The sequence below is a fragment of the Streptomyces sp. NPDC056734 genome (assembly GCF_042790455.1).
Lineage (GTDB): Bacteria > Actinomycetota > Actinomycetes > Streptomycetales > Streptomycetaceae > Streptomyces.
Map to the genome: position 1 here is coordinate 75,390 of NZ_JBHTZD010000023.1, position 24,809 is coordinate 100,198.

General features: G+C 73.5%; 23 protein-coding genes. 15 read left to right on the top strand and 8 right to left on the bottom strand.

The window, feature by feature from the left end; translation table 11 throughout:
- The first annotated feature begins 72 nt into the window (after positions 1–72).
- Both tuf and ACFRFC_RS30260 read left to right on the top strand, forming a co-directional pair.
- Positions 73–1,242: an elongation factor Tu gene (gene tuf / locus ACFRFC_RS30255; RefSeq protein WP_382691138.1), complete on the top strand. Its 1,170-nt coding sequence runs from the start codon at positions 73–75 to the stop codon at positions 1,240–1,242.
- Positions 1,243–1,579: 337 nt separating this feature from the next.
- A complete protein-coding gene (locus ACFRFC_RS30260) occupies positions 1,580–2,371 on the top strand; it encodes a spermidine synthase (protein WP_382691284.1) in 792 nt (263 codons plus the stop codon).
- Here ACFRFC_RS30260 and ACFRFC_RS30265 read toward each other — a convergent pair.
- Together ACFRFC_RS30265 and ACFRFC_RS30270 are read right to left on the bottom strand one after the other, a co-directional pair.
- On the bottom strand, positions 2,333–3,769 hold the full coding sequence (locus ACFRFC_RS30265) for an MFS transporter (protein WP_382691140.1): 1,437 nt from the start codon (positions 3,767–3,769) through the stop codon (positions 2,333–2,335). The genes ACFRFC_RS30260 and ACFRFC_RS30265 overlap by 39 nt on opposite strands.
- 161 nt (positions 3,770–3,930) lie before the next feature.
- A complete protein-coding gene (locus tag ACFRFC_RS30270) occupies positions 3,931–4,980 on the bottom strand; it encodes a hypothetical protein (protein ID WP_382691143.1) in 1,050 nt (349 codons plus the stop codon).
- A gap of 135 nt (positions 4,981–5,115) precedes the next feature.
- Between ACFRFC_RS30270 and ACFRFC_RS30275 the strand changes: the two genes are divergently transcribed.
- Positions 5,116–5,553, top strand: a complete 438-nt coding sequence (locus tag ACFRFC_RS30275; RefSeq protein ID WP_382691287.1) for a DUF4442 domain-containing protein — start codon at positions 5,116–5,118, stop codon at positions 5,551–5,553.
- Positions 5,554–5,757: 204 nt separating this feature from the next.
- Positions 5,758–8,364, top strand: a complete 2,607-nt coding sequence (locus ACFRFC_RS30280) for a beta-glucosidase (protein WP_382691147.1) — start codon at positions 5,758–5,760, stop codon at positions 8,362–8,364.
- Positions 8,365–8,368: 4 nt separating this feature from the next.
- Here ACFRFC_RS30280 and ACFRFC_RS30285 read toward each other — a convergent pair whose 3' ends face one another.
- A complete protein-coding gene (locus tag ACFRFC_RS30285) occupies positions 8,369–8,899 on the bottom strand; it encodes a gamma carbonic anhydrase family protein (protein ID WP_382691149.1) in 531 nt (176 codons plus the stop codon).
- 173 nt (positions 8,900–9,072) lie between these two features.
- On the opposite strand from ACFRFC_RS30285, the gene ACFRFC_RS30290 reads away from it, so the two are divergent.
- The 3 genes from ACFRFC_RS30290 (at position 9,073) to ACFRFC_RS30300 (ending at position 11,147) form a co-directional block, all read left to right on the top strand.
- Entirely contained in the window at positions 9,073–9,810 is a 738-nt protein-coding gene (locus tag ACFRFC_RS30290; RefSeq protein WP_382691152.1) for an acyltransferase, read from the top strand.
- A gap of 160 nt (positions 9,811–9,970) precedes the next feature.
- The gene (locus tag ACFRFC_RS30295) at positions 9,971–10,543 is read left to right on the top strand and encodes an XRE family transcriptional regulator (protein WP_382691155.1); all 573 of its coding nucleotides are present in this window, start codon (positions 9,971–9,973) and stop codon (positions 10,541–10,543) included.
- A gap of 46 nt (positions 10,544–10,589) precedes the next feature.
- The gene (locus ACFRFC_RS30300; RefSeq protein ID WP_382691158.1) at positions 10,590–11,147 is read left to right on the top strand and encodes a YbaK/EbsC family protein; all 558 of its coding nucleotides are present in this window, start codon (positions 10,590–10,592) and stop codon (positions 11,145–11,147) included.
- A gap of 51 nt (positions 11,148–11,198) precedes the next feature.
- Here ACFRFC_RS30300 and ACFRFC_RS30305 read toward each other — a convergent pair whose 3' ends face one another.
- The gene (locus ACFRFC_RS30305) at positions 11,199–12,416 is read right to left on the bottom strand and encodes a cation diffusion facilitator family transporter (RefSeq protein WP_382691161.1); all 1,218 of its coding nucleotides are present in this window, start codon (positions 12,414–12,416) and stop codon (positions 11,199–11,201) included.
- Between the two features lie 17 nt (positions 12,417–12,433).
- Between ACFRFC_RS30305 and ACFRFC_RS30310 the strand changes: the two genes are divergently transcribed.
- Complete coding sequence (locus ACFRFC_RS30310; protein WP_382691163.1) at positions 12,434–12,793, top strand: ArsR/SmtB family transcription factor; 360 nt, start codon at positions 12,434–12,436, stop codon at positions 12,791–12,793.
- 17 nt (positions 12,794–12,810) lie between these two features.
- Here the strand turns inward: ACFRFC_RS30310 and ACFRFC_RS30315 are convergent, their stop codons facing one another.
- Positions 12,811–13,218: a CoA-binding protein gene (locus tag ACFRFC_RS30315; protein WP_382691166.1), complete on the bottom strand. Its 408-nt coding sequence runs from the start codon at positions 13,216–13,218 to the stop codon at positions 12,811–12,813.
- A 184-nt stretch (positions 13,219–13,402) separates the two neighbouring features.
- Between ACFRFC_RS30315 and ACFRFC_RS30320 the strand changes: the two genes are divergently transcribed.
- The 3 genes from ACFRFC_RS30320 to ACFRFC_RS30330 all read left to right on the top strand — a co-directional run bounded on the left by ACFRFC_RS30320 (position 13,403) and on the right by ACFRFC_RS30330 (position 15,506).
- On the top strand, positions 13,403–14,227 hold the full coding sequence (locus ACFRFC_RS30320) for a hypothetical protein (RefSeq protein ID WP_382691169.1): 825 nt from the start codon (positions 13,403–13,405) through the stop codon (positions 14,225–14,227).
- Positions 14,224–14,772, top strand: a complete 549-nt coding sequence (locus ACFRFC_RS30325) for a SixA phosphatase family protein (protein WP_382691172.1) — start codon at positions 14,224–14,226, stop codon at positions 14,770–14,772. Before ACFRFC_RS30320 ends, ACFRFC_RS30325 begins: the two co-directional genes overlap by 4 nt.
- A gap of 107 nt (positions 14,773–14,879) precedes the next feature.
- The gene (locus ACFRFC_RS30330) at positions 14,880–15,506 is read left to right on the top strand and encodes a YigZ family protein (protein ID WP_382691174.1); all 627 of its coding nucleotides are present in this window, start codon (positions 14,880–14,882) and stop codon (positions 15,504–15,506) included.
- A 107-nt stretch (positions 15,507–15,613) separates the two neighbouring features.
- Here the strand turns inward: ACFRFC_RS30330 and ACFRFC_RS30335 are convergent, their stop codons facing one another.
- On the bottom strand, positions 15,614–16,219 hold the full coding sequence (locus ACFRFC_RS30335; RefSeq protein WP_382691176.1) for a hypothetical protein: 606 nt from the start codon (positions 16,217–16,219) through the stop codon (positions 15,614–15,616).
- Positions 16,220–16,511: 292 nt separating this feature from the next.
- Between ACFRFC_RS30335 and ACFRFC_RS30340 the strand changes: the two genes are divergently transcribed.
- Positions 16,512–17,675, top strand: a complete 1,164-nt coding sequence (locus tag ACFRFC_RS30340) for an exonuclease SbcCD subunit D (RefSeq protein WP_382691179.1) — start codon at positions 16,512–16,514, stop codon at positions 17,673–17,675.
- Positions 17,672–20,656: an AAA family ATPase gene (locus ACFRFC_RS30345; RefSeq protein WP_382691182.1), complete on the top strand. Its 2,985-nt coding sequence runs from the start codon at positions 17,672–17,674 to the stop codon at positions 20,654–20,656. Before ACFRFC_RS30340 ends, ACFRFC_RS30345 begins: the two co-directional genes overlap by 4 nt.
- 18 nt (positions 20,657–20,674) lie before the next feature.
- Here the strand turns inward: ACFRFC_RS30345 and ACFRFC_RS30350 are convergent, their stop codons facing one another.
- Positions 20,675–21,121 (bottom strand): Lrp/AsnC family transcriptional regulator, encoded by a 447-nt coding sequence (locus ACFRFC_RS30350; protein WP_382691184.1) that lies wholly within the window; start codon positions 21,119–21,121, stop codon positions 20,675–20,677.
- 181 nt (positions 21,122–21,302) lie between these two features.
- Here ACFRFC_RS30350 and ACFRFC_RS30355 point away from each other — a divergent pair, with 181 nt between their 5' ends.
- Positions 21,303–21,752, top strand: coding sequence for a rhodanese-like domain-containing protein (locus ACFRFC_RS30355; RefSeq protein WP_382691187.1), 450 nt, complete (start codon positions 21,303–21,305; stop codon positions 21,750–21,752).
- Between the two features lie 46 nt (positions 21,753–21,798).
- Positions 21,799–22,632, top strand: a complete 834-nt coding sequence (locus ACFRFC_RS30360; protein ID WP_382691189.1) for an SDR family oxidoreductase — start codon at positions 21,799–21,801, stop codon at positions 22,630–22,632.
- Between the two features lie 417 nt (positions 22,633–23,049).
- Here ACFRFC_RS30360 and ACFRFC_RS30365 read toward each other — a convergent pair whose 3' ends face one another.
- Complete coding sequence (locus ACFRFC_RS30365) at positions 23,050–24,744, bottom strand: DUF885 domain-containing protein (RefSeq protein ID WP_382691192.1); 1,695 nt, start codon at positions 24,742–24,744, stop codon at positions 23,050–23,052.
- Positions 24,745–24,809: the final 65 nt, after the last annotated feature.

Consider the following 24,809-nt stretch of genomic DNA (forward strand, 5'->3'; position numbering starts at 1 on the left):
GGGAGGGTCGGTGGGAATCCGGGGTCCCGTCTTCTCCCTCATCAGGCTTCTCTCAGGCTTCGAGGAATCGTCATGTCCAAGACGGCGTACGTCCGCACCAAACCGCATCTCAACATCGGCACCATGGGCCATGTCGACCACGGCAAGACCACGCTCACCGCCGCCATCACCAAGGTGCTCGCCGAGCGCGGCTCCGGCACCTTCGTGCCCTTCGACCGCATCGACCGCGCCCCGGAGGAGGCCGCGCGCGGCATCACCATCAACATCGCGCACGTCGAGTACGAGACCGACACCCGGCACTACGCGCATGTCGACATGCCTGGCCATGCCGACTACATCAAAAATATGGTCACCGGCGCCGCCCAGCTCGACGGGGCGATCCTCGTGGTGTCCGCGCTCGACGGGATCATGCCGCAGACCGCCGAGCACGTCCTGCTCGCCCGGCAGGTCGGTGTCGACCACATCGTCGTGGCCCTGAACAAGGCCGACGCGGGCGACGAGGAACTGACCGACCTGGTCGAGCTGGAGGTCCGCGACCTGCTCACCCGCAACGGCTACCCGGGCGACGCGGTGCCCGTCGTACGGGTCTCCGGGCTCAAGGCGCTGGAGGGCGACCCGCGCTGGGCGGCCTCCGTCGAGGCGCTGCTCGACGCGGTGGACACCTATGTGCCCATCCCCGAGCGGTACCTGGACGCCCCGTTCCTGCTACCCGTGGAGAACGTGCTCACCATCACCGGCCGGGGCACGGTCGTCACCGGCGCCGTAGAGCGCGGCACGGTCCGGCTCGGCGACCGCATCGAGGTGCTCGGCGCCGGCATCGAGTCCGTCGTCACCGGCCTGGAGACCTTCGGCAAGCCCATGGCGGAGGCGCAGGCCGGGGACAACGTGGCGCTGCTGCTGCGCGGGGTCGCGCGGGACGCGGTGCGGCGCGGGCATGTCGTCGCCGCGCCGGGCAGCGTGGTGCCCAGCCGGCGGTTCACGGCGCGGGTGTACGTGCTCTCGGCCCGCGAGGGCGGGCGCACGACGGCGGTCACCACCGGGTACCGGCCGCAGTTCTACATCCGTACGGCGGACGTGGTCGGGGACGTCGACCTCGGCGAGGCCGCCGTCGCGGCGCCCGGGGACACGGTGACGATGACCGTGGAGCTGGGGCGGGACGTACCGCTGGAGGCGGGGCTGGGCTTCGCCATCCGCGAGGGCGGGCGGACCGTGGGCGCGGGGACCGTGACCGCGCTGCTGTGAGGGGCCTTGGGCTCTGAGGGCGGCTTGGGTGCCGGGTCGTCTCTGAGGGCGGCCGGGTTCGGCGGGCGGCTGGGTTCTCAGGGGGGCTGGGTTCTCAGGGTGGTCGGGGGTGGGGGACTGTGGGTGGCTGGTGGCCGGTCGCGCAGTCTCCCGCCCGCCTGGCCCGGCGCTGGTCTGCCGGACGGTCTGCCGGACGCCTTGGCGGACACCCTGGCGGACGGGGTCGTACCGCCTCCCCGCCCTGCCCGGCGTCGCCGGGATCGCGCGGGCTCACAATGGACGGGTGGACGACGCCCTTCCCGTGGTGCGGGACACCGATCTCGGCAGTGCCCGGCTCATGCCCGACATAGACCGGCCCCGCGCCTGGCTGCTCACCGTCGACGGGGCTCCGCAGTCCTACGTCGATCTCGACGATCCGGCGTATCTGGAGTTCGAGTACGCGAGGCGGCTCGGGCATGTGCTGGATGTACTGGGCCCGGCAGGGCAGCCGTACGACGTGGTGCACCTCGGCGGGGGCGCGCTCACCCTGCCGCGCTACCTCGCGGTGACCCGGCCCGGCAGCCGCCAGCAGGTGGTGGAGGCCGACCGGGGGCTGCTGGCGCTGGTGGCCGAGCAGCTGCCGCTCCCGGAGGACGCCGGTATCACCCTCCACGCGGCCGACGCCCGCGCCTGGCTGGAGGGCGCCCCCGACGGATCGGCCGAGGTGCTCGTCGCCGACGTCTTCGGCGGGTCGCGGGTGCCCGCGCATCTGACGTCCGTCGAGTACGCCCGTGAGGTCGCCCGGGTGCTCACCGATCGCGGGGTCTATCTCGCCAATCTCGCGGACGCGGCGCCCTTCGCCTTTCTGCGATCGCAACTCGCCACGTTCGGCACGGTGTTCGCGGAGCTGGCGCTGATCGCCGAGCCGGGCGTGCTGCGCGGGCGGCGCTTCGGGAACGCCGTGTTCGTCGCCTCCCACCAGCCCGTCGACACGGCGGCGCTGGCCCGGCGCACGTCCGCCGACGCCCTTCCGGCCCGGGTCCAGCACGGCGACGCGGTACGGGACTTCATCGGCGGCGCGCGGCCCGTCGGCGACGCGCACGCCGTGCCGTCACCCGTGCCGCCGGACGGGGCCTTCGGTGTCGGGTGAGGCGGCGGGGCCTGGGCGGTCCGCGCGATCCGCCGGGAGGTCTGGGGCGGCCGGGGCGGTTGAGTCCACGGGGTCGGCCTGGGCGGGTGAGGCCGGGGAGCCTTCCGGGGCCTCCGGTGTCTTCGCCGCGGTCACCGGCTTGCTCCGGCGCCGCAGATTCCGTACGTCCGGTACGCACAGGACGAGGGCCGTGACCAGCACGACCAGGGCCGCGCTGCCCCACAGGGCCCCCGATCTGCCGAAGGCCGACTCGGCGGGGCCGGTCAGCGCGGTCGCCAGCGGCACCAGGGAGACCGAGCCGAACCAGTCGTAGGCCGCGACCCGGGAGAGCTTGTGCTCCGGGATCTCCTGGTGGAGCGCGGTCATCCACGAGACGCCGAAGATCTCCAGCGTGACGCCGGTCAGGAACATCGCCGCGCACAGCACCTCGACCGACGTCGGCACGGCGAGCGCCGCCGCGGGCAGGGCCAGCGGGAAGACGCCCAGGGTGCCGGCGAGCAGCAGCCGACGGGGTTTCCAGCGGGTCATCAGCAGCGCCCCGGCGACCGTGCCCGCGCCGAAGAAGCCGAGCGCCAGACCCCAGGGACCGGCCCCGCCCAGATGGTCACGGGCGACCAGCGGACCGTACACCGCGTCGGCGGCGGCGATCACTCCGTTCGCGATCGAGAACTGGATGACGATGGTCCACAGCCAGGGCCGTCCGCTGAACTCCTGCCAGCCCTCCCGCAGATCGGACAGCAGCCCGCCGCCCGGCTCCCGCTCGGGGATATGGCTGACGTCCAGGAACCAGCGCAGCGCCCCCGCGAGCGCGAACGCCACCGCGTCCGCCGCCAGTACCCAGCCCGGCCCGAGCACGGCGACCATCGCGCCGCCGAGCGCGGCCCCGCCGAGTGCCGCCCCTTGCATCGCCATCCGGAACATCGCGAACGCCCGGCTGGCGTGCTCGGCGTCCACGCTGGACAGCAGCATGCCTTCGGCCGCCGGGCTGAAGAACGCCTGGCCGGTGCCGCCGAGCGCGGACAGCAGCATCATGTGCCACAACTGGGCGTGCCCGGTGAGCACCATCAGCGCGAACAGGCCCTGTGAGACACAGTTCAGGGCGTTCGCCGCGACCATCACCCGGTGCCGCGGCAGCCGGTCCGCGATCGCGCCGCCGACCAGCAGGAACAGCACCAGCGGCAGGGTGCGCGCGGCGGCCACCAGCCCCACGTCGCCACCGTCGCCGCCCGATTCCAGCACGGCGAACGCGGCGGCGATCAGCGCGCCGCTGCTGCCCAGGCTGGTGATGAAGGCCGCGCCGGTGAGGAGGCTGTAGTTGCGGCCGGCCCAGGCGGGCCGGTTCGGGCGGCGGGACAGGACGCGGGAGAACGGCGGGTGGCGGGTGGGGGGCTTCTTCACGGGCCGACTATCGCTGGCCCGGCCCGCGCTTGCCAAACCTATGGCCGGATTTCCGGCGGGTCGGGGCGGGCTTGCGGCGGGCTCCGGGTGGGGGTCCCGCGTGGGGGTCCCGCCCCGGGTCCGCGCCTCGGGGCCGCGCCCCGGGCCCGCGCGTGCGCCGGTCAGCCGCCGGTCGGTTCGCCGTGCAGCCGTACGGTCTTGAGGATCTGGAGGACGGTGTCGTCCGGGATCTCGTCCTGCACGCCCTTGGCGCCGTAGAAGTTCCAGGAGACGAAGTCGTTGCTGGAGTTCTTGAAGCCGAAGGTGAGCGCCTTGCCGTCGCTGGCGCACTTGCCCGTCTGCGGGGTGTTCGTGGAGCGTGCCCAGGCGATGGAGCCCTTGATGCCGGAGTCGGTGCTGAATGCCTCGGCCTTCTCGGGGCTCTGCACGCTCTCACGGTCGGGCTGGGTGTAGCCGCCGTACACCCACCAGGACACATTGTTGATCGCGACCTCATCGGTGTTCTTCGCGCCGTCCGCGCCCTTGGTGCCGACCGCGCCGAGCGAGGTGTCCTCGGTGCTGCCGTCCTTGTTCTCGTCGCTCGTGCACCACTTGGACTTGTACAGCGCGGTCGCGGACATGGTGATGAGCGGCTTCGGGTCGTCCGAGTCCGACTCCTCGAAGCCGATGGCCAGCGTCGGCGACTGCACCTCCCAGTCCGCCGGGACGTCGAAGGCGATGCCCCACTTCGGGTTCACCACGACCTTCCAGCCGGGCACGGTCGGTTCCTCGGTCTCGTTGCCGCGCGGGTTCTCCGCGGCGCCGCTGGGAGATTCGGGCGACTCGGGTGACCCCGGTGACTCCACGGTGGTGGACAGGCTGGGCTTGGGGTCCGCGGAGTCGTTGGTGCCGTCGCCGTCGCCGCCCAGCACCAGATAGCCGGTGACCCCCGCCGCGATCACCACGGCAGTGGCCGCGACGATGGCGACCAGTTTGGTCCGGTTCCCGCCACCGCCGCCCGACGGCGGCTGCGGGCCGCTCACCGGCGTGGGTACGGTCCACTGCGCCTGCTGCTGTGCATAGGGGGTTTGCTGATTACCAGGCTGCTGATAACCAGGCTGCTGATACGGATTCGGTTGCTGGTACCCCGGCTGCTGGTACGGGTTGTGCTGCTGCGGGTGGTTCTCCTGCGGGTTCTGCTCGCCCCCGGGCGGCTGCTGTCCTGGCCACATGAGCCGTAACCCTAGTGCGGGGCGGGACACGATGAGGTCACCGGCCTTTGTCAGGAACGTACCGATGCCAGGAACGCGCCTCAGCGGCACCCGGTCGCTACCCGTGGGTAATATCGGGTCATGAGCGCAGATCAGATGTCGATCGGCGAGTTGCTCGCCGCCACCGTGCCGATGGTTCGCACCCTGAACCTCGGCTACCTGGAGACCACCCCGGAGAAGGCGGTGCTCCTCCTCCCGGACCAGGAGGAGTACCGCAATCATGTCGGCGGGCCGCACGCCGGCGCGATGTTCACGCTCGGCGAGTCCGCCAGCGGCGCCCTCGTCCTGGCCGCCTTCGGTGACCAGCTCGCGCGGGCCGTGCCGCTGCCCGTGCACGCGGAGATCGACTTCAGGAAGATCGCCCGAGGTCCGGTCACCGCCACCGCCACCCTCGGGCGCCCGATCGCCGAGGTCGTCGCCGAACTGGACGCGGGCGGGCGCCCGGAGTTCCCGGTCGCCGTCGCCATCCGGCGCGAGGACGGTGCCGTCACGACGGAGATGACGGTGATCTGGACGTTGCGGCCCCATAGCTGATGCGACGGTGGGCCGGGCGGCGCTCGGTGGGGCACACCGTGGCCGACGGCGCGGATGCCATCGCCGGCGCATGCCGTCACCCACCCCCTTCCCCCCCCACTCCCACCCCCTTCCCCTCCACTCCCACCCCCTTCACCCTTCTCGCTCGCCGCGCCGAAGCCCCGCCTGACGTTTCGTCACGCTCCGCTGTCGCACAGTGAGATCATGACCGACACCGTTCCCCGTCGATCCTTCCTGCGTCTGCTGGGCGGTGCCGTCGCCGTCGCCGCCGCGGCCACCAGCGGAATCGCCCCCGCCGCGCACGCGGTCGCGACGGCCCGGACCGGCACGGCCGGGACCGACCACCGCCTCGGGCAACTCCTCGCCCGGCTCACCCTCGACGAGAAGCTCTCCCTGCTGCACGGGGCCACCGACCCCGCCCCGCTCGGCCAGGCGGGCTACGTCCCAGGGGTGAGACGGCTCGGCATCCCCCCGCTGCGGCTGGCCGACGGCCCGGCCGGGGTCCGCGTCGCCCGGCACGCCACCGCGCTGCCCGCGCCCGTGCTGCTGGCCGCCGCCTTCGACCCGGCGCTCGCCCGCCGCTACGGGCAGGTCATCGGCCGTGAGGGCCGCGCCCTCGGTCAGGACGTGCTGCTGTCGCCGATGGTCAACCTGGTCCGGACGCCGTACGCGGGCCGCAACTTCGAGACGTTCGGGGAGGATCCGCTGCTCAGCGCCGATCTCGTCGCCGCCGAGATCCAGGGTGTCCAGGACGAGGGCCTGATCGCGACCGTCAAGCACTTCGCGCTGAACAACCAGGAGAAGGACCGCATGTCCATCGACGTGCGGGTCGACGAACGCACCCTGCACGAGGTCGAACTGCGCGCCTTCGAGGCCGCCGTGAGGGCCGGTACCGGCGCGGTCATGGGCGCGTACAACAAGGTCAACGGCACCTTCGCCTGCGAGAACGAGACCCTGCTCACCGGCATTCTGCGCGACCGGTGGGGCTTCGACGGCTGGGTGCTGACCGACTGGAACGCCGCCCGCAGCACTGTCGAGTCGATCACGGCGGGCCTCGACATGGAGATGCCGGACGGCACGTACTTCGGCACGGCCCTGCGCACAGCGGTCCGCGAAGGGAGCGTGCCGGAGCGGTACGTCGACAGATCGGTACGCCGGATCCTCACCGTCATGGACCGCTTCGGCCTGCTCGACGGCAGCGCCCCGCCGCGCCCCGAGCGCGATCCCGAGGCGGGCGCGGCCGTCGCCCTGGAGGTCGCCAAGGCGGGCGCCACCCTTCTGCACAACGCACACGGCACCCTCCCGCTGGACGGACACGCCGGTATCGCGGTGATCGGACCGTCCGCGTCCCTGCCCTTCGCCAGCGGCGGCGGCAGCGCGCACGTCGTCCCCGACCGCGCCGACAGCCCGCTCGACGCCATCACGGCCCGGTCCCGAGCGGGACATGCCACCAAGTCGGACGGTACGGGGGCTAAGGGGTCTACGGGGGCGGGGGCCACGGGGGGTACGAGGACGGGGACCCCCGCCCCGCAGGTGACGTACGCCCTCGGCGAGGACCTCTTCGGCAGACGCATCCCCCCGGCCGCGTTCACCCCGTCCCTCGACGCCGAACACCGCAGCGTGGCCGCCGGAAAGACCTGGACCTACGACGGCACACTCACCCTCGACGCGTCCGACGAGTGGACGTTCGTCCTGCACTTCTCCGGCGACCCCGCCCGCCGCCCCCGGGTACGGCTCGACGGCACGGAACTCTTCCCGCAACTCCCGGACCACGGCGAGTACTTCATGGGCGGCCTGATCGGCACGGCCCCCGACGGACTCACCGTCCGCCGCGCCGCCCGCGAACTCGCCCCGGGCATCCACCGGCTGAGCATCACCGCCGAGGGCGGCGGCGCCGGGCTGGGCTTCCGGCTGCGCCGGATCACCGCCGGGACCCGGCGCGACGACGTGGCGGAGGCGGTACGTGTCGCGCGCGAGGCGGACCAGGTGGTGCTGTTCGCCTACGAGGACGCGACCGAGGGCCAGGACCGTACGACCCTCGCCCTGCCCGGCAACCAGGCCCGGCTCATCGAGGCGGTGACCGCCGCCAACCCGCGGACCACCGTCGTCCTCAACACCTCGTCCGCCACCGCGATGCCCTGGCTGGACCGCACCGGCGCGGTCCTCCAGATGTACTACCCGGGCCAGGAGGGCGCCGCCGCCACGGCCGCCGTGCTCTTCGGCGACTGCGACCCCGGCGGCAGGCTCACCCAGACCTTCCCGGCCGACGACGACCATCACCCGGTCGCCTCCGACGCCCACCGCTACCCGGGGCAGGACGGCGTCCTGGAGTACTCGGAGGGCGTGCACATCGGCCACCGCTGGTACGACGCGCAGGGCGTGCGCCCCCTGTTCCCGTTCGGGCACGGGATGTCGTACACCTCCTTCTCCTACGACGGTCTCCGCGCGCGGCGCACCCGGCAGGGCGTGGCGGTCACCTTCTTCGTGCGCAACACCGGCGGCCGTACGGGGATCGCGGTGCCGCAGGTGTATCTCGGGCCGTCGCCGGACGTGCCGCTGGATCAGCCGGTGCGGGTGCTGGCCGGATACCGGCGGCTGACGCTGCGGCCGGGTGAGCGCCGGGAGGTCACCGTCGGCATCGGCGCCCGCACACTGTCGTCCTGGCATCCCGAGCACCAGGACTGGGCGCTGGGCACCGGGCGACGGACGGTGTGGGTCGGGGCGTCCTCGGGGGATCTGGGGCTGCGGACGGCGGTGGAGGTGGAGGCGGAGGCGGAAATGGAAGTGGAGGTGGCCGGGTGGGAGCGGTGAGGCGCTACCCCTCGTGCACCTCCCGGTGTACCTTCCCCAACTCCACGTAATGCGTGCCGTTCCGTGTCAGCCCCTGCCGTTCCTCCGCGCTCAGTTCCCGGCGGACCTTGGCCGGGACGCCCGCGACCAGCGACCCCGGCGGGATCCGCATCCCCTGCGTCACCAGGGCCTGCGCGGCGACGAGCGACCCCTCGCCGATCACCGCCCCGTTGAGGACGGTCGCGCCCATGCCGATCAGACAGTCGTCCTCGACGGTCGCCCCGTGCACCACCGCGTTGTGCCCGACGGACACCCGCTCGCCTATGGTCACCGGGAACCCGGGGTCCGCGTGGAGGGTGCAGTTGTCCTGCACATTGCTGTCGGCGCCCACGGTGATCCGCTCCGCGTCGCCCCGCAGCACCGCCCCGTACCAGACACTCGCCCCCGCCCGGATGGTCACGTCCCCGATCACGGTGGACGTCGGTGCCACGAAGGCCGTCGGATCGACCTCGGGCTCCTTGCCGCCCATGCCCGTGATCAGCGCCTGCCGCGTCATACCGTCTCCCCGAAGAACACCAGAACCTCCAGAATCGCCAGAGCTGCCAGAGCTGCCAGAGCCGCCGGAACCTCTCTGCGAACGTCACCGCTCGCACCGTACGTCACCCGGTAGGGCGAACATCACAGCTCACCGGCACACAGCGCGACGCTTCCGCTGAGTAACGTGAACGCGTGCCTACGCGCAAGAACACGTTCTCGTCCTGGCGGCGCCGGATGGCGCAGCGCGCGGTCCACTCGGGCTGGGCCTGGGTGCAGCGCACGGGCTCCGTCACGGCCGAGCGACCGGGCCGCTTCCGCTTCGGCGCGATGGGTACGGGCACCAGACTGGCCTTCCCGCTCGGCACGGTCTTCGGCGAGCCATGGATCCAGGTCGGCGCCCACTGCATCGTGGGCGAACAGGTCACCCTGACCGCCGGTCTGATGCCCGACCTCGACCTCGGCCCCGAACCGATCCTGCGCATCGGCGACGGCGTGGTGCTGGGCCGTGGCAGCCATGTCATCGCCGACACGACCGTCACCATCGGCAGCGACTGCTACGTCGGCCCGTACGTCTACGTCACCTCCACCAACCACTCGTACGACGATCCGCACCAGCCCATCGGCAAGCAGTGGCCGCGCATGGAACCGGTGGAGATCGGCCCCGGCTGCTGGATCGGGACCGGCGCGGTCATCCTGCCCGGCGCCCGCATCGGGCGGAACGTGGTGGTCGCGGCCGGAGCGGTGGTGCGCGGCACGGTCCCCGACCACGCGGTGGTGGCGGGCGCGCCCGCCCGGGTCGTACGCCGCTGGACCCCCGCCGAGGGCTGGCAGCCGCCGCTGCGGACCCCGGCGCCGGTGCCGATCCCGGCCGGGGTGACGCCGGAGCAGTTGCTGGCCCTCGCCCGCCTGACCCAACGCGACGCCGACTGAGCCCCCGCCTAGTCGCGGACTTGCCCAGTGCCGCTGTCATGTACTTCGCGCAGTACAGTTCGGTGAACGACCAGGTGCATCACAGTTATCCAAGACGGTTATCCAGGACAGTGATCCAAGAGAGCCATCACCAGACAATGGCCCAGACGTTGGACGGAATGTGTCGGACCTCGAACTGCTGACCCAGTCCCTGGCGCGCAATGTGAAGCACTGGCGCGCGGTGCGCGGCTTCACCCTCGATGTGCTCGCCGCCCGCTCGGGCGTCAGCCGGGGCATGCTCATCCAGATCGAGCAGGCCCGCACCAACCCCAGCCTCGGCACGGTCGTCAAGATCGGCGACGCGCTCGGCACCAGCATCACCACCCTGCTCGACTACGAACAGGGCCCCAAGGTCCGGATCGTCCCCGCCGACCAGGCCGTCCGGCTCTGGCACACCGACGCCGGCAGCTACAACCTGCTGCTCGCCGGCACCGAGGCCCCCGGCCCGCTGGAACTGTGGGAGTGGCGGCTGCTGCCCGGCGAGTCCAGCACCTCCGACCCGCACCCCACCGGCACGGCCGAACTGCTCCACGTCACCGAGGGCGAACTGACCCTCACCGTGGACGGAACGGCGTACCGGGTCCCGGCCGGAGCCAGCGCCGCCTTCGAGGCCAACGCCGCCCATACGTACGGCAATGAGGGCGACGTACCGATGCGGCTGATGATGGCCGTGTCCGTGCCACCCGTGCACTGAGACCACCCCTCCCGGCGGCCCGACGGGCGTTTGTTACGGTGCCGTGATGCGCGCACCTATCGGACACTTCGACCAGGCCACCCCCGCCCCCGACTGCCTCGACGAGCTGATCGCCCCCGTCGCCGACGCCGTGCGCGGCTGGAGCGGCAGCGTCCCGGCCGACCAGCTCGTCTACGTCGAGACCGACCCGCAGTGGGCCGACACCGCCGTCTTCGTGCAGCACTACGGGCAGGAACTGCTCGAACAGTCCGCGAACTGCGTGGTCGTCGCCGGGAAGCGGGGCGGCGAGACCACCCTCGCGGCCTGTGTCGTCCTCTCCACCACGCGCGTCGATGTGAACGGCGCCGTCCGCCGCCGGCTCGGCGCCCGCAAGGCGTCCTTCGCCTCGATGGACACCGCGACCGGTGAGACCGGTATGGAGTACGGCGGCATCACGCCGGTCGGCCTGCCCGCCGACTGGCCGGTGCTCGTCGACTCCGCCGTCCTCGACCTGCCGTACGTCCTCGTCGGCAGCGGACGCCGACGCGGCAAGCTGCTGATCCCGGGCAAGGCGTTCGCCGAACTGCCGGGCGCGGTGGTGGTGGAGGGGTTGGGCGTCGCCTGAGCTTCCTGGCATCCCTGCCCCTTCCGTCTTCGTCAGGCCCGGTCGTCTTCGTCACGCCGGTCTCGGTTCCGCCGGAGTGTGGTGGGGCAGCGCCGGATGCGGCTCCGTCGGGGCGTGGTGGGCCAGTGCCGGATGCGGTTCCGCCTGGGCATGGTGGGCCAGCGCCAGATGCGGGTCCGTCTCGCCCGGGACCGGTGCCGGATCCGCGTGCACCAGCGCGGCGGTGAGCCGGGGCACCGCGTGCAGCAACGCGTGCTCGGCGTCCACGGCGATGGCGTGCGCCCGCCGTACCGTCGCCTCCCCGTCCACCACCACCGCCACCTCGGCGCGCAGCCGGTGCCCGATCCAGCGCAGCCGCAGTTCGCTCACCCCGATCACCCCGGGCACCGCCCTCAGCGCCTGCTCCGCCCGGTCCACCAGTTCCGGATCCACCGCGTCCAGCACCCGCCGGAACACCTCCCGCGCCGCGTCCCGCAGCACCAGCGTGATCGCCGCCGTGATCGCCAGCCCCACGATCGGGTCGGCCAGCTGCCACCCCAGCGCCACTCCGCCCGCGCCCAGCAGCACCGCCAGGGACGTGAACCCGTCGGTACGGGCGTGCAGTCCGTCCGCGACCAGCGCCGCCGAGCCGATGGACCGGCCCACCCGGATCCGGTACCGGGCCACCCACTCATTGCCCGCGAACCCCACCAGGGCCGCCACCGCGACCGCCGGGACATGCGCGACGGGCCGTGGGTCCAGCAGCCGCTCGACCGCCGTCCACCCGGCGAACGCCGCCGAGGCCGCGATCGTCAGCACGATCACGATCCCCGCCAGATCCTCCGCCCGCCCGTAGCCGTACGTGAACCGCCGGTTCGCCGCCCGGCGGCCCAGCACGAACGCGATCCCCAGCGGTACGGCGGTCAGCGCGTCCGCCGTGTTGTGCACCGTGTCGCCGAGCAGCGCGACCGACCCGGACATCACGACCACGACCGCCTGCGCCAGCGCCGTCACCCCGAGCACGGCCAGCGAGACCCACAGCGCCCGCATGCCCCGGGCGGAGGACTCCAGGGCGTGATCGAGCTTGTCGGCGGTCTCGTGGGAGTGGGGGGTGAGGAGATGGGAGAGCCAGGAGAGCCGGTGGCGGACCGGGCGCCGACGGTGGCTGTCTTCGTGGCCGTGAGTGTGCGGGTGCGGGTGCGGGTGGGTGTGCGAGTGGGTGTGTGGGTGGTCGCTCACGGGCCTCCCCTTCCGGTGCGTGCGGGCCGGAGGTGGACGTACCCCGTCCATGGAGCCATTATGTGCATATGAACGCACGCATGCACCTATCAGCTGCGCACGATACGCATCCGCGCACCCCGGGCGAGGAACAGTTCGCGCTCGCGGCCGAGGTGCTGGCGCTGCTCGGCGACCGCACACGGCTCACGCTGCTGCACGCGCTGATGGAGGGAGAGGCCGATGTCACCACGCTGACCGACCTGTGCGGCGCGGCGCGGCCCGCCGTCAGCCAGCATCTGGCGCGGCTGCGGCTGGCCGGCCTGGTGACGACCCGCAAAGAGGGCCGCCGGGTGGTCTACGCCCTGCCGGACGGACATCTGCGACGGCTCGTGGACGAGGCGCTGAACGTGGCCGACCACCGCCTGACGGACCGTCCGCTGCACGACTGAGCCGGCGACCGGCCGGATCAGCCCAGGCGCGGTATCTCGATCGCGGGGCAGCGGTCCATGACCATGTCGAGGCCCGCCGCGCGGGTGCGGTCGTAGGCGGCCTCGTCGATCACCCCGAGCTGGAACCAGACCGCCCGAGCACCCTTGGCGACGGCCTCGTCGGCCACCGCGCCCGCGAGGTCGCTGTTGACGAAGACATCCACGACATCGACGTCGAAGGGAATGTCGGCGAGTGACGCGTAGCCCCGCTCGCCGTGGACCGTCTCCGCCTTCGGGTGGACCGGTATGACACGCTTGCCGAACCGCTGGAGCACATCGGCGACGCCGTACGCCGCCCGTGACTGATTCGCGGACAGCCCCACCACGGCCCAGGTGTCGCCCAGTTCGGTGAGGATCTTGCGGATGGTCGCTGCGTCGCCGTACACGGCCGGCCTCCTGGTGGTCTCACGGATCTGTCCGACACGGATATCTGTGAGGGGAACGTGCGACGGTCCCGGGAGATTCCCGTCGGCCGTGTCCCTTCCTCATGTCCCGGGTCCCGTGTCTCCCCGCCGTTTCCCCGTCGTCTCCCCGCCGTTTCCCCGTCATCGTGCCCGGATCCCGCGCGACATGCCTGCGTATCGCAGCTTTCGGGCCTACGCTCGGGCCGTGCTGCGCATCATCGACGCCCGTACGGGCCACCCCGCCGACGCCGCCCCGCTCCGCAGGGGGCTGACCCGCGTCGAGATCCATGCCCTCGGCCACGACATCTCCGCCCTGCGGGTGCTGCTGGTGGCCGACGTGCTCGTCCGCGCCCTGGAGCTGGGCGGCACGCCCGTGTGGGCGCTGCTGAGCGGGGCGCCGGACCGGACGGACCGGACGGAGCTGCGCGCGGACGCCGCCGCGCTCGGCATCCGGCCTTTGGAGGAGGGGCGGGACCTGGGCCAGGCGCTGGGCGCGGCGCAGGTGATACATGTGGTGCAGCAGGCGCAGCAGGCGCAGCAGGCGCAGCACGTGGCGTCGCCGTCCGGACAGGGCGCCGCCCCCAAGCCCTCCGACGGCGTACTGGTCGCCGTCGCACCCGTGGACCCGGCCTCCGACCCCCCACCCGCGACGGACCCTTCCGTCCTCCGCCTCGCCCTCCTCTCCACCGAACGGAGCCTGCACGCGCGCGTGGACGCGCCCGCCCTGGACGAGGCCCGTGACACGCTCACCCGCTGGCGCCGCGCGGTCGCGGACTGGGCGCGCAGCCCTTCCCGCCCGATGCCGAAGGAGGTACGCGACCGGCTCCGTGCCGCCTGGGAGGACGACCTCGACACACCCGCCGTGCTCCGGGTGCTGCACTGGCTGGAGAACGCACCCGGCATCCCCGACGGCGCCCGCTTCGAGACCTGCGCCTACGCCGACCGGCTGCTCGGCCTGGAACTCGTCCGGGACCTGGGAGCAGGGGCGTGAGCGGGCGCAAGGGAGCGGGCCCGCTGCGCCGCCTGATCATCTTGCGGCACGCGAAGTCGGCCTGGCCGACGGGCGTCCCCGACCACGACCGCCCGCTGGCACCCAGGGGCCGCCGCGACGCCCCCGCCGCCGGCCGCGCCCTCGCCGAGGCCGACTGCCTGCCCGACCTCGCCCTGTGCTCCACCGCCGTCCGGGCCCGCCAGACCTGGGAACTGGCGTCCGCGCAATGGGGCACCCCACCGCCGGTCCGCCACGACCCGAGGGTGTACGCGGCCGACGTACCGGACCTGCTGCACGTCGTACGGGAGACCCGGCCCCGGGTGGAGACCCTGCTGCTCGTCGGGCACAACCCCGGCCTGGAGGAGCTGATCCTGGACCTGGCCGGGGACGGCATGGACGACACCCTGGAGCGGGTACGGGTGAAGTTCCCGACCTCGGCGATCGCCGTCCTGACCTGGTACGGCCCTACCTGGGAGGCCCTGGTGCCGGGCGCGGCGCTGCTGACGGCGGTGACGGTGCCCCGGGGCCGGAAGAAGACCCCTTGAGCGCTGCCAGGCCACTGCTGAGCGCCGCCAGGCCACGGCGGGACGGCCGGCCGGCCGCCGGGCAGCCTCCCCGCGTCCCGCGCGCGGGCGGCGCATAGGCTGGCCGGATGCAGGACGAGTACCGCACAGTCGCCCGCGCGGGGGTGCACGAGACCGAGGTCAACCGCTCCCGTTTCCTGTGCACGCTCGCCCCGGCCGGCACCGAGCGGGAGGCGCAGGACGTCATCGCGCGCGTGCGCAAGGAGCACGCCGACGCCACCCATAACTGCTGGGCGTACGTCATCGGCGCGGACGCCGCGATCCATAAGGCCAGTGACGACGGCGAGCCAGGAGGCACCGCCGGGGTGCCGATGCTCCAGATGCTGCTGCGTCGTGACACGCGGTACGTCGTCGCCGTGGTGACCCGCTACTACGGCGGGGTCAAACTAGGCGCGGGCGGCCTCATCCGCGCCTACGGCGGCGCGGTCGGCGAGGCCCTCGACACGCTCGGCACCCTCACCCGGCGCCGTTTCCGGCTGGCCACCCTCACCGTGGACCACCAGCGCGCGGGCAGGCTGCACAACGACCTGCTCGCGACCGGCCGTACCGTCCGGGACGTCCGCTACGGCGAACAGGTCACGATCGAGATCGGCCTGCCGGACGCCGACGTGGCCGCCTTCCGCGCCTGGCTCGCCGACAGCACGGCCGGGTCGGCGGGATGCGAACTGGGCGGGGAGGCGTACGGGGACGCCTGACCCGGTCGCGGCCGGGGGCCACGACCGGGAGTTCGGCCTCAGGTGCGCGACGGGGGCGAGGGCCGTGTCCGAGCGGGCCGCCGCCCTCGCGTCTCAGCTGTCCCGTGTCAGAGGTAGGGGTGCCGGCCGCCCAGGCGGGCCAGCAGGGAGCGTGCCGCGTGTTCGTCCAGTCCGAGGGCGGACGCGGCCTGTTCATCGGTGGCGTCCGCACGGGAGTCGTGCGCCGCTCGGTACCCGACGTCCATGGCGACGATCTCCAGGTGGCGTACCGCGCGGACGGCCGCCAGCGGGGAGGACTTCCCCAGCTTCTCCATCTCCTCGCGCAATTGCTCCAGGAGCGTGGTGACCGACTCCGGTACGGGGAGGGCGGATCCCGCGACCTTCACGGTGTGCGCGTCCCAGTCCCGCAGGCACCGGTCCGCCGTCTCCGAGGCCGCGTCCTCCAGGTCCCCGTCGCCGATCTCGTCCCAGTCCAGCGGGTACGCGGTGCCGGTCCAGCCGCAGGAGCACACCGCCCGTACGGCGGTTGCCCGTGGTGCGCCGAGGGTGCCGTCGTAGATGCTCCACTCCGAGACGGACTGCCCGTTCGAGCCCGACCCTATGTCGAAGTAGACGGGGGACGGGACGGTGCCGTCGGCCAGCAGTACACCGACCGCGCCCTCGTGTGAGCTGCCGAACTCGTCCGTTGTCCAGGTCTCCCGCCGGTCCCTCATGGCGGCCCTCCCTCGCCCGCTGCCGCCCCCCGATGGGGCCGCTGGGTACGACGATCCCGCACTGCGCACGCGCCGCACCGCCGAATCCGCAAAGAGTCCCCGCAGCCGGCCGCGCCCGCCCACGCCACCCACAGCCCTCGATGTCACACCCCGGTGGCAGAATGACATGCGTGGTGGGCCAGGTGCTCAGGTGCCGGCGTGGCCGGTGCTGGGGGCGAGGACCGTACCGGTTCCGTGCCCGGGTCGAGGCGAAGTGAAGCAGGGGGAGCGCGTTGCTGGTCGGAGCGGTGTCATGAGGATCCTGCACACGTCCGACTGGCACTTGGGGCGGCCCTTCCACCGGGTGAACATGCTCGGTGCCCAGGCCGAGTTCATCGGGCATCTCGTGGTGACCGTGCGGGAGCGCGCGGTGGACGCGGTGGTCGTGTCCGGAGATGTGTACGACCGCGCGGTGCCCCCGCTGGCGGCGGTCGAACTGTTCGACGACGCGCTGCACCGGCTCGCCGACCTCGGGGTGCCGACGGTGATGATCTCCGGGAACCATGACTCGGCGCGTCGGCTCGGGGTGGGGGCGCGGCTGATCGGGCGGGCCGGGGTCCATCTGCGGACGGATCCGGCCGGCTGCGGGACGCCCGTGGTGCTGCGGGACGCGTGGGGAGAGGTGGCCTTCTACGGGCTGCCGTATCTCGAACCCGCCCTGGTGAAGGACGAGTTCGAAGTGGAGCGGGCGGGGCACGGGACGGTGCTGGCCGCCGCCATGGAGCGGGTCCGCGCCGATCTCGCCGCGCGGGCCGACGGCACCCGGTCGGTGGTTCTCGCGCATGCGTTCGTCACCGGCGGTCAGGCCAGCGACAGCGAGCGGGACATCACGGTCGGCGGGGTCGCGGCCGTTCCCGCCGGGGTGTTCGACGGCGTGGACTATGTGGCGCTCGGACACCTGCACGGCTGCCAGACCCTCACCGGGCGGGTGCGCTACTCCGGGTCCCCGCTCGCGTACTCCTTCTCCGAGGCCGCCCACCGCAAGAGCATGTGGCTCATCGACCTCGGCGCCGACGGCTCGGTCGGCGCCGAGCGGATCGACTGCCCGGTCCCGCGTCCGCTCGCCCGGCTGCGCGGCACCCTGGCGGACCTGCTCGCCGACCCCGCGCTCGACCGGCACACGGACTCCTGGACCGAGGCGACCCTCACCGACCCGGTCCGCCCCGCCGACCCCATGGCACAGCTCACCGAGCGCTTCCCGCACACCCTCGCCCTGGTGTTCGACCCGGACCGCCCGCCCGAGGACCCCGACGTGTCCTACGCCCGCCGTCTCGCGGGCCGCAGCGACCAGGAGATCGCGGAGGACTTCGTCGCCCATGTGCGCGGCGCCGGACCCGACGCCCATGAACAGGCCGTGCTGCGCGACGCCTTCGACACGGTCCGCGCCGACCGGACCGTCCGGGAGGTGGCCCCATGAGGCTGCACCGCCTCGACCTCACCGCCTTCGGCCCGTTCGGCGCCACCCAGAGCGTCGACTTCGACGACCTGTCGGCGGCCGGACTGTTCCTGCTGCACGGCCCGACCGGCGCCGGAAAGACCTCCGTCCTGGACGCCGTCTGCTACGCCCTGTACGGGTCTGTCCCCGGCGCCCGCCACAGCAGCCAGGGCCTGACGCTGCGCAGCGACCACGCCGCGCCCGGCACCCGCACCTCCGTCACCCTCGAACTGACCGTCTCCGGACGCCGGTTGGAGATCACCCGCCAGCCACCCTGGGTACGCCCCAAGAAACGCGTCGCGGGCACCACCCTCGACAAGGCGCAGACCTGGCTGCGCGAGCACGGTGCCGGTGCCTGGAGGGACCTCAGCCGCTCCCACCAGGAGATCGGCGAGGAGATCACCCAACTGCTCGGCATGAGCCGGGAGCAGTTCTGCCAGGTCGTGCTGTTGCCGCAGGGCGACTTCGCGCGGTTCCTGCGCGCCGACGCCGAGGCACGCGCCAAGCTCCTCGGGCGCCTCTTCGACACCCACCGCTTCGGCGAGGTCGAAAAACGCCTCGCCGACCGGCGCCGGACCACCGAGACCCAGGTGCGCGACGGCGACACGGCCCTCCTCGCCGACGCCCACCGCATGCAGCAGGCCGCCGGGGACGCCATGGAGCTGCCCGGCCTGGCACCCGGCGAACCCGGGCTCGCCGACGCCGTCCTCGAAGCCGCCGCCGTAGCCCGCAGCACCGCCCGCGAACAGCTCGCCGTTGCCCGCGCGGGGCTGCTCGCGGCCGAGTCCGCCCAGCTGGCCGCCGACCGCGCCCTGGACGGCGTACGCGAAGCGGCGCGGCTGCAGCGGCGGTTCGCCGAAGCCCAGGAGCGGGCGCGGGCGATGCAGGAGCGCGCCGGGGACCACCGGGACGCGCAGACGCGCATGGAGCGGGCCCGCAAGGCCGAGAAGGTCGCGCCCGCCCTGGAGCTGCGGGACGACGCCGAGGCCCTGCACCGCCGCGCGGCAGCCGCCGAGACCCACGCGCGCCGGCCGCTCCCCGACACCTTCGGCGGCGCGGGACCCACCGGGCTCGCCACCGCCGCCCGCCGCGCCACCGAGGAACTGGGCGGCCTGGAAGCCGCCCGCCGCGCGGAGCACCGGCTGACCGCGCTGGCCGCCGAACGGGACGGTCTGGACCGCCAGGAACGCGCCGACGAGGACATCCTCGCGGAGAGCGGGACCTGGCTCGCGGGCTGGGACACCCTGCGGACCGGGCTCCAGTCGCGGATCGACACCGCGCAGGACGCCGCCACCCGGGCCGAACAGCTCGGCGTCCAGCGCGACCCCGCCCGGCGGCGGCTCACCGCGGCCCGGCAGCGCGACCAGCTCGCCCACGACACCGAGGACGCCCAGCACCGGGCCCTCGCCTCCGCCGAGCGCGCCCTCGCCGCCCGCGCCCACTGGCTCGACCTCAAGGAACAGCGGCTGAACGGCATCGCCGCCGAACTCGCCGCCCACCTCCAGAGCGGCGAACCCTGCGCGGTCTGCGGCGCCACCACCCACCCCGCACCCGCCCGCAAGGTCGCCGGACACGTCGACCGCGACACCGAGGAAAGCGCCCTGACGGCCCACCAGCGCGCGGAGGAGACGCGCGCCGAGGACGAACGGCGCCTGGGCGTCGTACGCGAGGCGCTGGCCGCCGCCTCCGCGGAGGCCGGGGACACGCCGACCGACCGGCTCGCCGCCGAGACCGAGGAACTGGAACGGCTCTTCACGCAGGCCCGGCGTGAGGCGTCCGACCTGCATGCCGCGCAGGAGGAACTGCGCCACGCCGAACGGGAGTACGAGCGGCGCATCGCGGACCGGCAGCGCGCCGAGGTGAGCACCGCGTCCCGCACGGCCCGCCGCGACGCCCTGGAGCGCGAACGGCAGACGCTGGACAGCGAGGTGGCGCAGGCGCGCGGGACGTCGGGGAGCGTCACCGCGCGGGCCGCTCAACTGGAACGGCAGGCCGCCCTGCTCACCGAGGCCGCCGACGCCGCCCGGGACGCCGAGGACACCGCCCGCCGCCTCAAGGAGGCCGACGCACGCCTGGCCGACGCCGCCTTCCGCGCCGGTTTCGACACCCCGCAGGCCGCGGCGGGCGCCCTCCTCGACGACACCGCCCACCGTGAACTGCAACACCGGCTCGACGCCTGGCAGACGGAGGAGGCCGCCGTCCGCGCGGTGCTCGCCGAGCCCGACACCGTGGCCGCCGCGCAGCGGCCCCCGGCCGACCTCGCCACCGCCGAACGGGCCGCCGCCGACGCCGCCCGCCGCGCGCGTGAGGCCGCCTCCACCCGCGACGCCGCCACCCGGCGCTGCACCGAGCTGGACGCGCTCTCCACGCGCGCGGCCGACGGCGTACGACGACTCGCCCCGCTGCGCGAGGAGTACGACCGGGTGGCCCGCATGGCCGCCCTCACCGCGGGCACGGCCGCCGACAACGAACGTCGGATGCGGCTGGAGTCGTACGTCCTCGCCGCCCGCCTCGAACAGGTCGCCGCCGCCGCGACCGTCCGGCTGCGCCGGATGTCCTCCGGGCGCTACACCCTGGTCCACTCCGACGACCGCACGGGACGCGGACGCAGCGGACTCGGCCTGCATGTCGTGGACGCCTGGACCGGCCGCGAGCGGGACACGGCCACACTGTCCGGCGGCGAGACCTTCTTCGCCTCCCTCGCGCTCGCCCTCGGCCTCGCCGACGTCGTCACCGACGAGACCGGCGGCGTCCGGCTCGACACCCTCTTCATCGACGAGGGCTTCGGCAGCCTCGACGACCAGACGCTGGACGAGGTGCTGGACGTCCTGGACTCCCTGCGCGAACGGGACCGCAGCGTCGGCATCGTCAGCCATGTCGCCGATCTGCGGCGGCGCATCCACGCGCAGCTGGAGGTGGTGAAGGGGAGATCGGGGTCGGTGCTGCGGCAGCGCGCGCACTGACCTGCGGATGTACTCGGCCTACTGGCCTAGTGGCCTGCGCGGCAGCGGCGACGAGTACACGACGCTCGTCGTCACCGAGCCCAGCGCGCCGATCCGGCCGGACACCTCCTCCAGATGCCGCATCGAACGGGCGGCGACCTTGATGACGAAACAGTCGTCCCCGGTGACGTGATGCGCCTCCAGGATCTCCGGCGTCGCGGCCACCAGGTCGTGGAACGGCTTGTAGTTGCCGTGCGGATAGCGCAGGCGGACGAACGCCAGGATCGACAGCCCCAGCCGCTCGGGGTCCACGACCGCCGCGTACCCCTGGATCACCCCCGCCTCCTCCAGCCGCCGCACCCGCTCGGTCACCGCGCTCGGCGACATCGACACGGCCCGCGCCAGCTCGGCGAAGCTGGCCCGCCCCTCGCGCTGGAGGACATCGAGAATGCGCCAGTCGGTGGCGTCCGGGGAAAACGTGGTCATGGGGGAGAGATAGCAGGGGAATCGGCGGCGGAGCAAGGAGAGTGCCGGGGATCTCGCCTTCAGGTGGCGGTGGGACGGCCGTAGATTTGGGGACGTGTCCATCGGACGGACGTCCCGCTGCCCATGGATATGACCTGGCAGTCGCGCCCACGCGCATGACCCGGAAGGCCCGCGCACTCCTATGACCCACGCCCCCACCCCCGCCCAGGCCGCCGCCCACTTCCGGGCGAGCCTCGCCTTTCACACCGATGTCTCCGATGTCGCCGCCGCGCTGGCCGCCGACGGGGGCCCCGGCTTCGTCCTGCTCGACTCCCGCTCCACCGAGGCATGGGACCAGGGCCATGTGCCCGGCGCCCTGCATCTGCCGACCGCGCTGATCCCCGAGCGGGCCGCGCGGCTGCTCGACCCGTCCGTGCCGGTGGTGACGTACTGCTGGGGCCCCGGCTGCAACGGGGCCACGCGTGCCGCCCTCGCCCTCGCCGAACTCGGTCACCGGGTCAAGGAGATGCTGGGCGGGTTCGAGTACTGGGTCCGGGAGGGGTTCGCGTACGAGACCGCCCAGGGGGAGGGGGACCGGCGGAAGACGGTGGATCCGCTGACGGGGCCGGTCGCGGGGGTGTGCGGCTGCTGAGAAAACCAGGTGCGGCGAACCGTCCCCCTCCCCATGATGGTCGTCCATGCCCAGGTTTCCCCACCCCACCCCCGAGTCCCTCCGCCGTGATCCGCTGCCCCTGCGCGGCCGTACCGCCCTCGTCACCGGTGCCAGCAGGCGCGGTGGCATCGGGCACGCGGTGGCCCGGCGGCTGGCCGCGTACGGCGCGAGCGTGTACCTGCACCACCATGTGCCGCACGACGCCGAACTGCCCTGGGGCGCCGACCGTCCCGCCGACGTCGTGGCCTCCGTGCGCGAGGCGCTCGGCGACCCGGCGGCGACGGTCGTGGACGGCCCCGCCGATCTGTCCGACCCGACGGCGCCCGCGGCGCTGATCGCCACCGCCGCGGGGGCGCTGGGCGGGCGGCTGGACATCCTGGTCGCCAACCACGCCCGCAGCGGCCGGGACGGCACGCTGGACGAGATCGACGCGGAGATGCTCGACGCGCACTGGGCCGTCGACACCCGCTCGGTGCTGCTGCTGGCGCAGGCGTTCGCGCGGCAGCCGGAGCCGCCGCGCGGGGGGCGGGTGATGATGATGACGTCCGGACAGGACATCGCGGGCGGCATGCCCGGTGAACTCGCCTACGCACTCCAGAAGGGTGCTCTGGCCTCGGTCACCCGGTCCCTGTCCACGACGCTCGCCGAGCGCGGGATCACTGTGAACACGGTCAACCCGGGCCCCGTCGACACCGACTACCTGTCCGGCGAGGACTACGACGCCGTCGCGGCCCGTTTCCCGGCCGGCCGCTGGGGGATGCCGGACGACCCAGCCCGCCTCATCGCGTGGCTGGCCACGGACGAGGCGGGCTGGATCACCGGTCAGGTCATCGACTCGGAGGGCGGGTTCCGGCGCTGAGCGGTCTCCGGCGCTGAGCGGTCTCCGGGCGGGGCCCGGACCGGCCTCCGCGCGGGCCACGGACCGGCCTCCGCGCGGGGGCGGGACCGGTCCCGCCCCCGCCCGGAGGCGGGGAGTCGGACGGGCGCGGAGGATCGGGTGCGGAGGAGTCGGGCGTGGCCTGAGGGCTGCGGGATGCGGCTTGAGAGCCGTCGGGCGGGCCCGGGAGCCGTTGGGCGGGCTGCGGGCCGCCGTCCGGGCCCGGGGGGCATGGGACAGCCCTCCGGCCTGGGGGGCTTGGGGTAGCCGTCAGGGCCTGGGGGGCTCGGGGCCGCCGTCAGGGCCTGGGGCCTGGGGGCAGCGGTCCAGCCCCGGAGGGCCCAGGGGCAGCCGTCCATCCCCCGGCGGTCTGGGGGCACCCGTCCGCCCCCGGCGCCCCTACAACCGCGCCAGTTCATCCACCAAGTCGTCCAGCCCCAGCGAGCCCTGAGACAGCGCCGCCATGTGCCACGCCTTGAGGTCGAAGGCGTCGCCGTGCCGCTCGCGGGCCTTCTCGCGGCCCAGCAGCCACGCCCGCTCGCCCAGCTTGTAGCCGATCGCCTGACCCGGGATCGTCAGATACCGGGTCAGCTCGCTCTCCACGAAGTCCGCCGGCCGGCTGCTGTGCGCGCCGAAGAACTCCTGCGCCAGCTCCGGCGTCCACCGCTCCCCGGGATGGAAGGGGGAGTCGGCGGGGATCTCCAGCTCCAGATGCATGCCGATGTCCACGATCACCCGCGCCGCCCGCATCATCTGCGCGTCCAGATAGCCGAGCCGCTCCTCGGCGTCGGTGAGGAAGCCCAGCTCGTCCATCAGCCGCTCGGCGTACAGCGCCCAGCCCTCGGCGTTGGCGCTGACCCCGCCGATGACGGCCTGGTAGCGGGAGAGGTTCTCGGCGACATGCGCCCACTGCGCGAGCTGGAGGTGATGGCCCGGGACGCCCTCGTGGTACCAGGTCGAGACCAGGTCGTACACCGGGAAACGGGTCTGCCCCATGGTCGGCAGCCAGGTGCGGCCCGGTCGGGAGAAATCCTCCGACGGAGCCGTGTAGTAGGGCGCGGCGGCGCTGCCGGCCGGGGCGATCCGGGACTCCACCTTGCGCACCCGCTCGGCGAGTTCGAAGTGGGTGCCGTCCAGCGCCTCGATCGCCTGGTCCATCAGCCCCTGGAGCCAGTCGCGGACCTCGTCCACGCCCTCGATGTGCCGGCCGTGTTCGTCCAGGTGTGCGAGCGCCACCCAGGGCGTCGCCGCGCCCGGCAGGATCTTCTCGGCCTCCTGCCGCATCTCGGCGAGCAGCCGGTGGTACTCGGCCCAGCCGTACGCGTACGCCTCGTCCAGGTCGAGATCCGTGCCGTTGAAGTAGCGCGACCAGCGCGCGTACCGCTCCCGGCCGACGGCGTTGGGGGCGCCCTCGATGGCCGGCGCGTACACCTCGCGCAGCCAGTCCCGCAGCGCCACCACGGCGGCCGTGGCCCGCCCGGCCGCCTCGTCCAGCTCCGTGCGCAGCGCGTCCGGCCCGGCGTCGGCGAACTCCTCGAACCAGCCGCGCCCGTTGCCGTCGGTGTCCGCCCACTCGCCGAGCTGTTCGATCAGCGTGCCCGTCGGCCGCGGCCCGGCGTACAGCTTGCGGTCCAGGCCCAGCTGGAGGGCGGCCCGGTAGCCGGCCAGCGCCTTTGGCACCGCGCGCAGCCGCTCGGCGATCGCCGCCCAGTCCTGCTCGGTCTCCGTCGGCGTCAGCGTGAACACCTCGCGGACCTGGTGCAGGGGCGTGCCCAGATTGCCGACCGTGCGCAGGCCCTCGTCGGCCTCGTGCACGCCGAGTTCCGCGGTCAGCCGCTCGCGCAGCAGCCGGGCGCAGCGGCGCTCGATGTCACTGTCCGCGCCGGGCAGCCGCTCCGCCTCGTCGAGCCGCGCGAGGGTGGCCCGCGCCAGCTCCGCGAGCGCCTCCTGGCCCGCGGGTGACAGATCGGGCAGCCGGCTCGAACTTTCCTGCACGCCGAGGTAGGTACCGATGACCGGGTCGAGGGCGATGAGAGCGTCGACATAGGCGTCGGCGACCTCGCGGGGCAGCTGCGGGCTCTTGGTCTGAGACATGCCGACCATCCTCGTACGAGGGCCCGCCGCACGTCACCCCGATTGCGCCCGTGGCGGAAGCGACC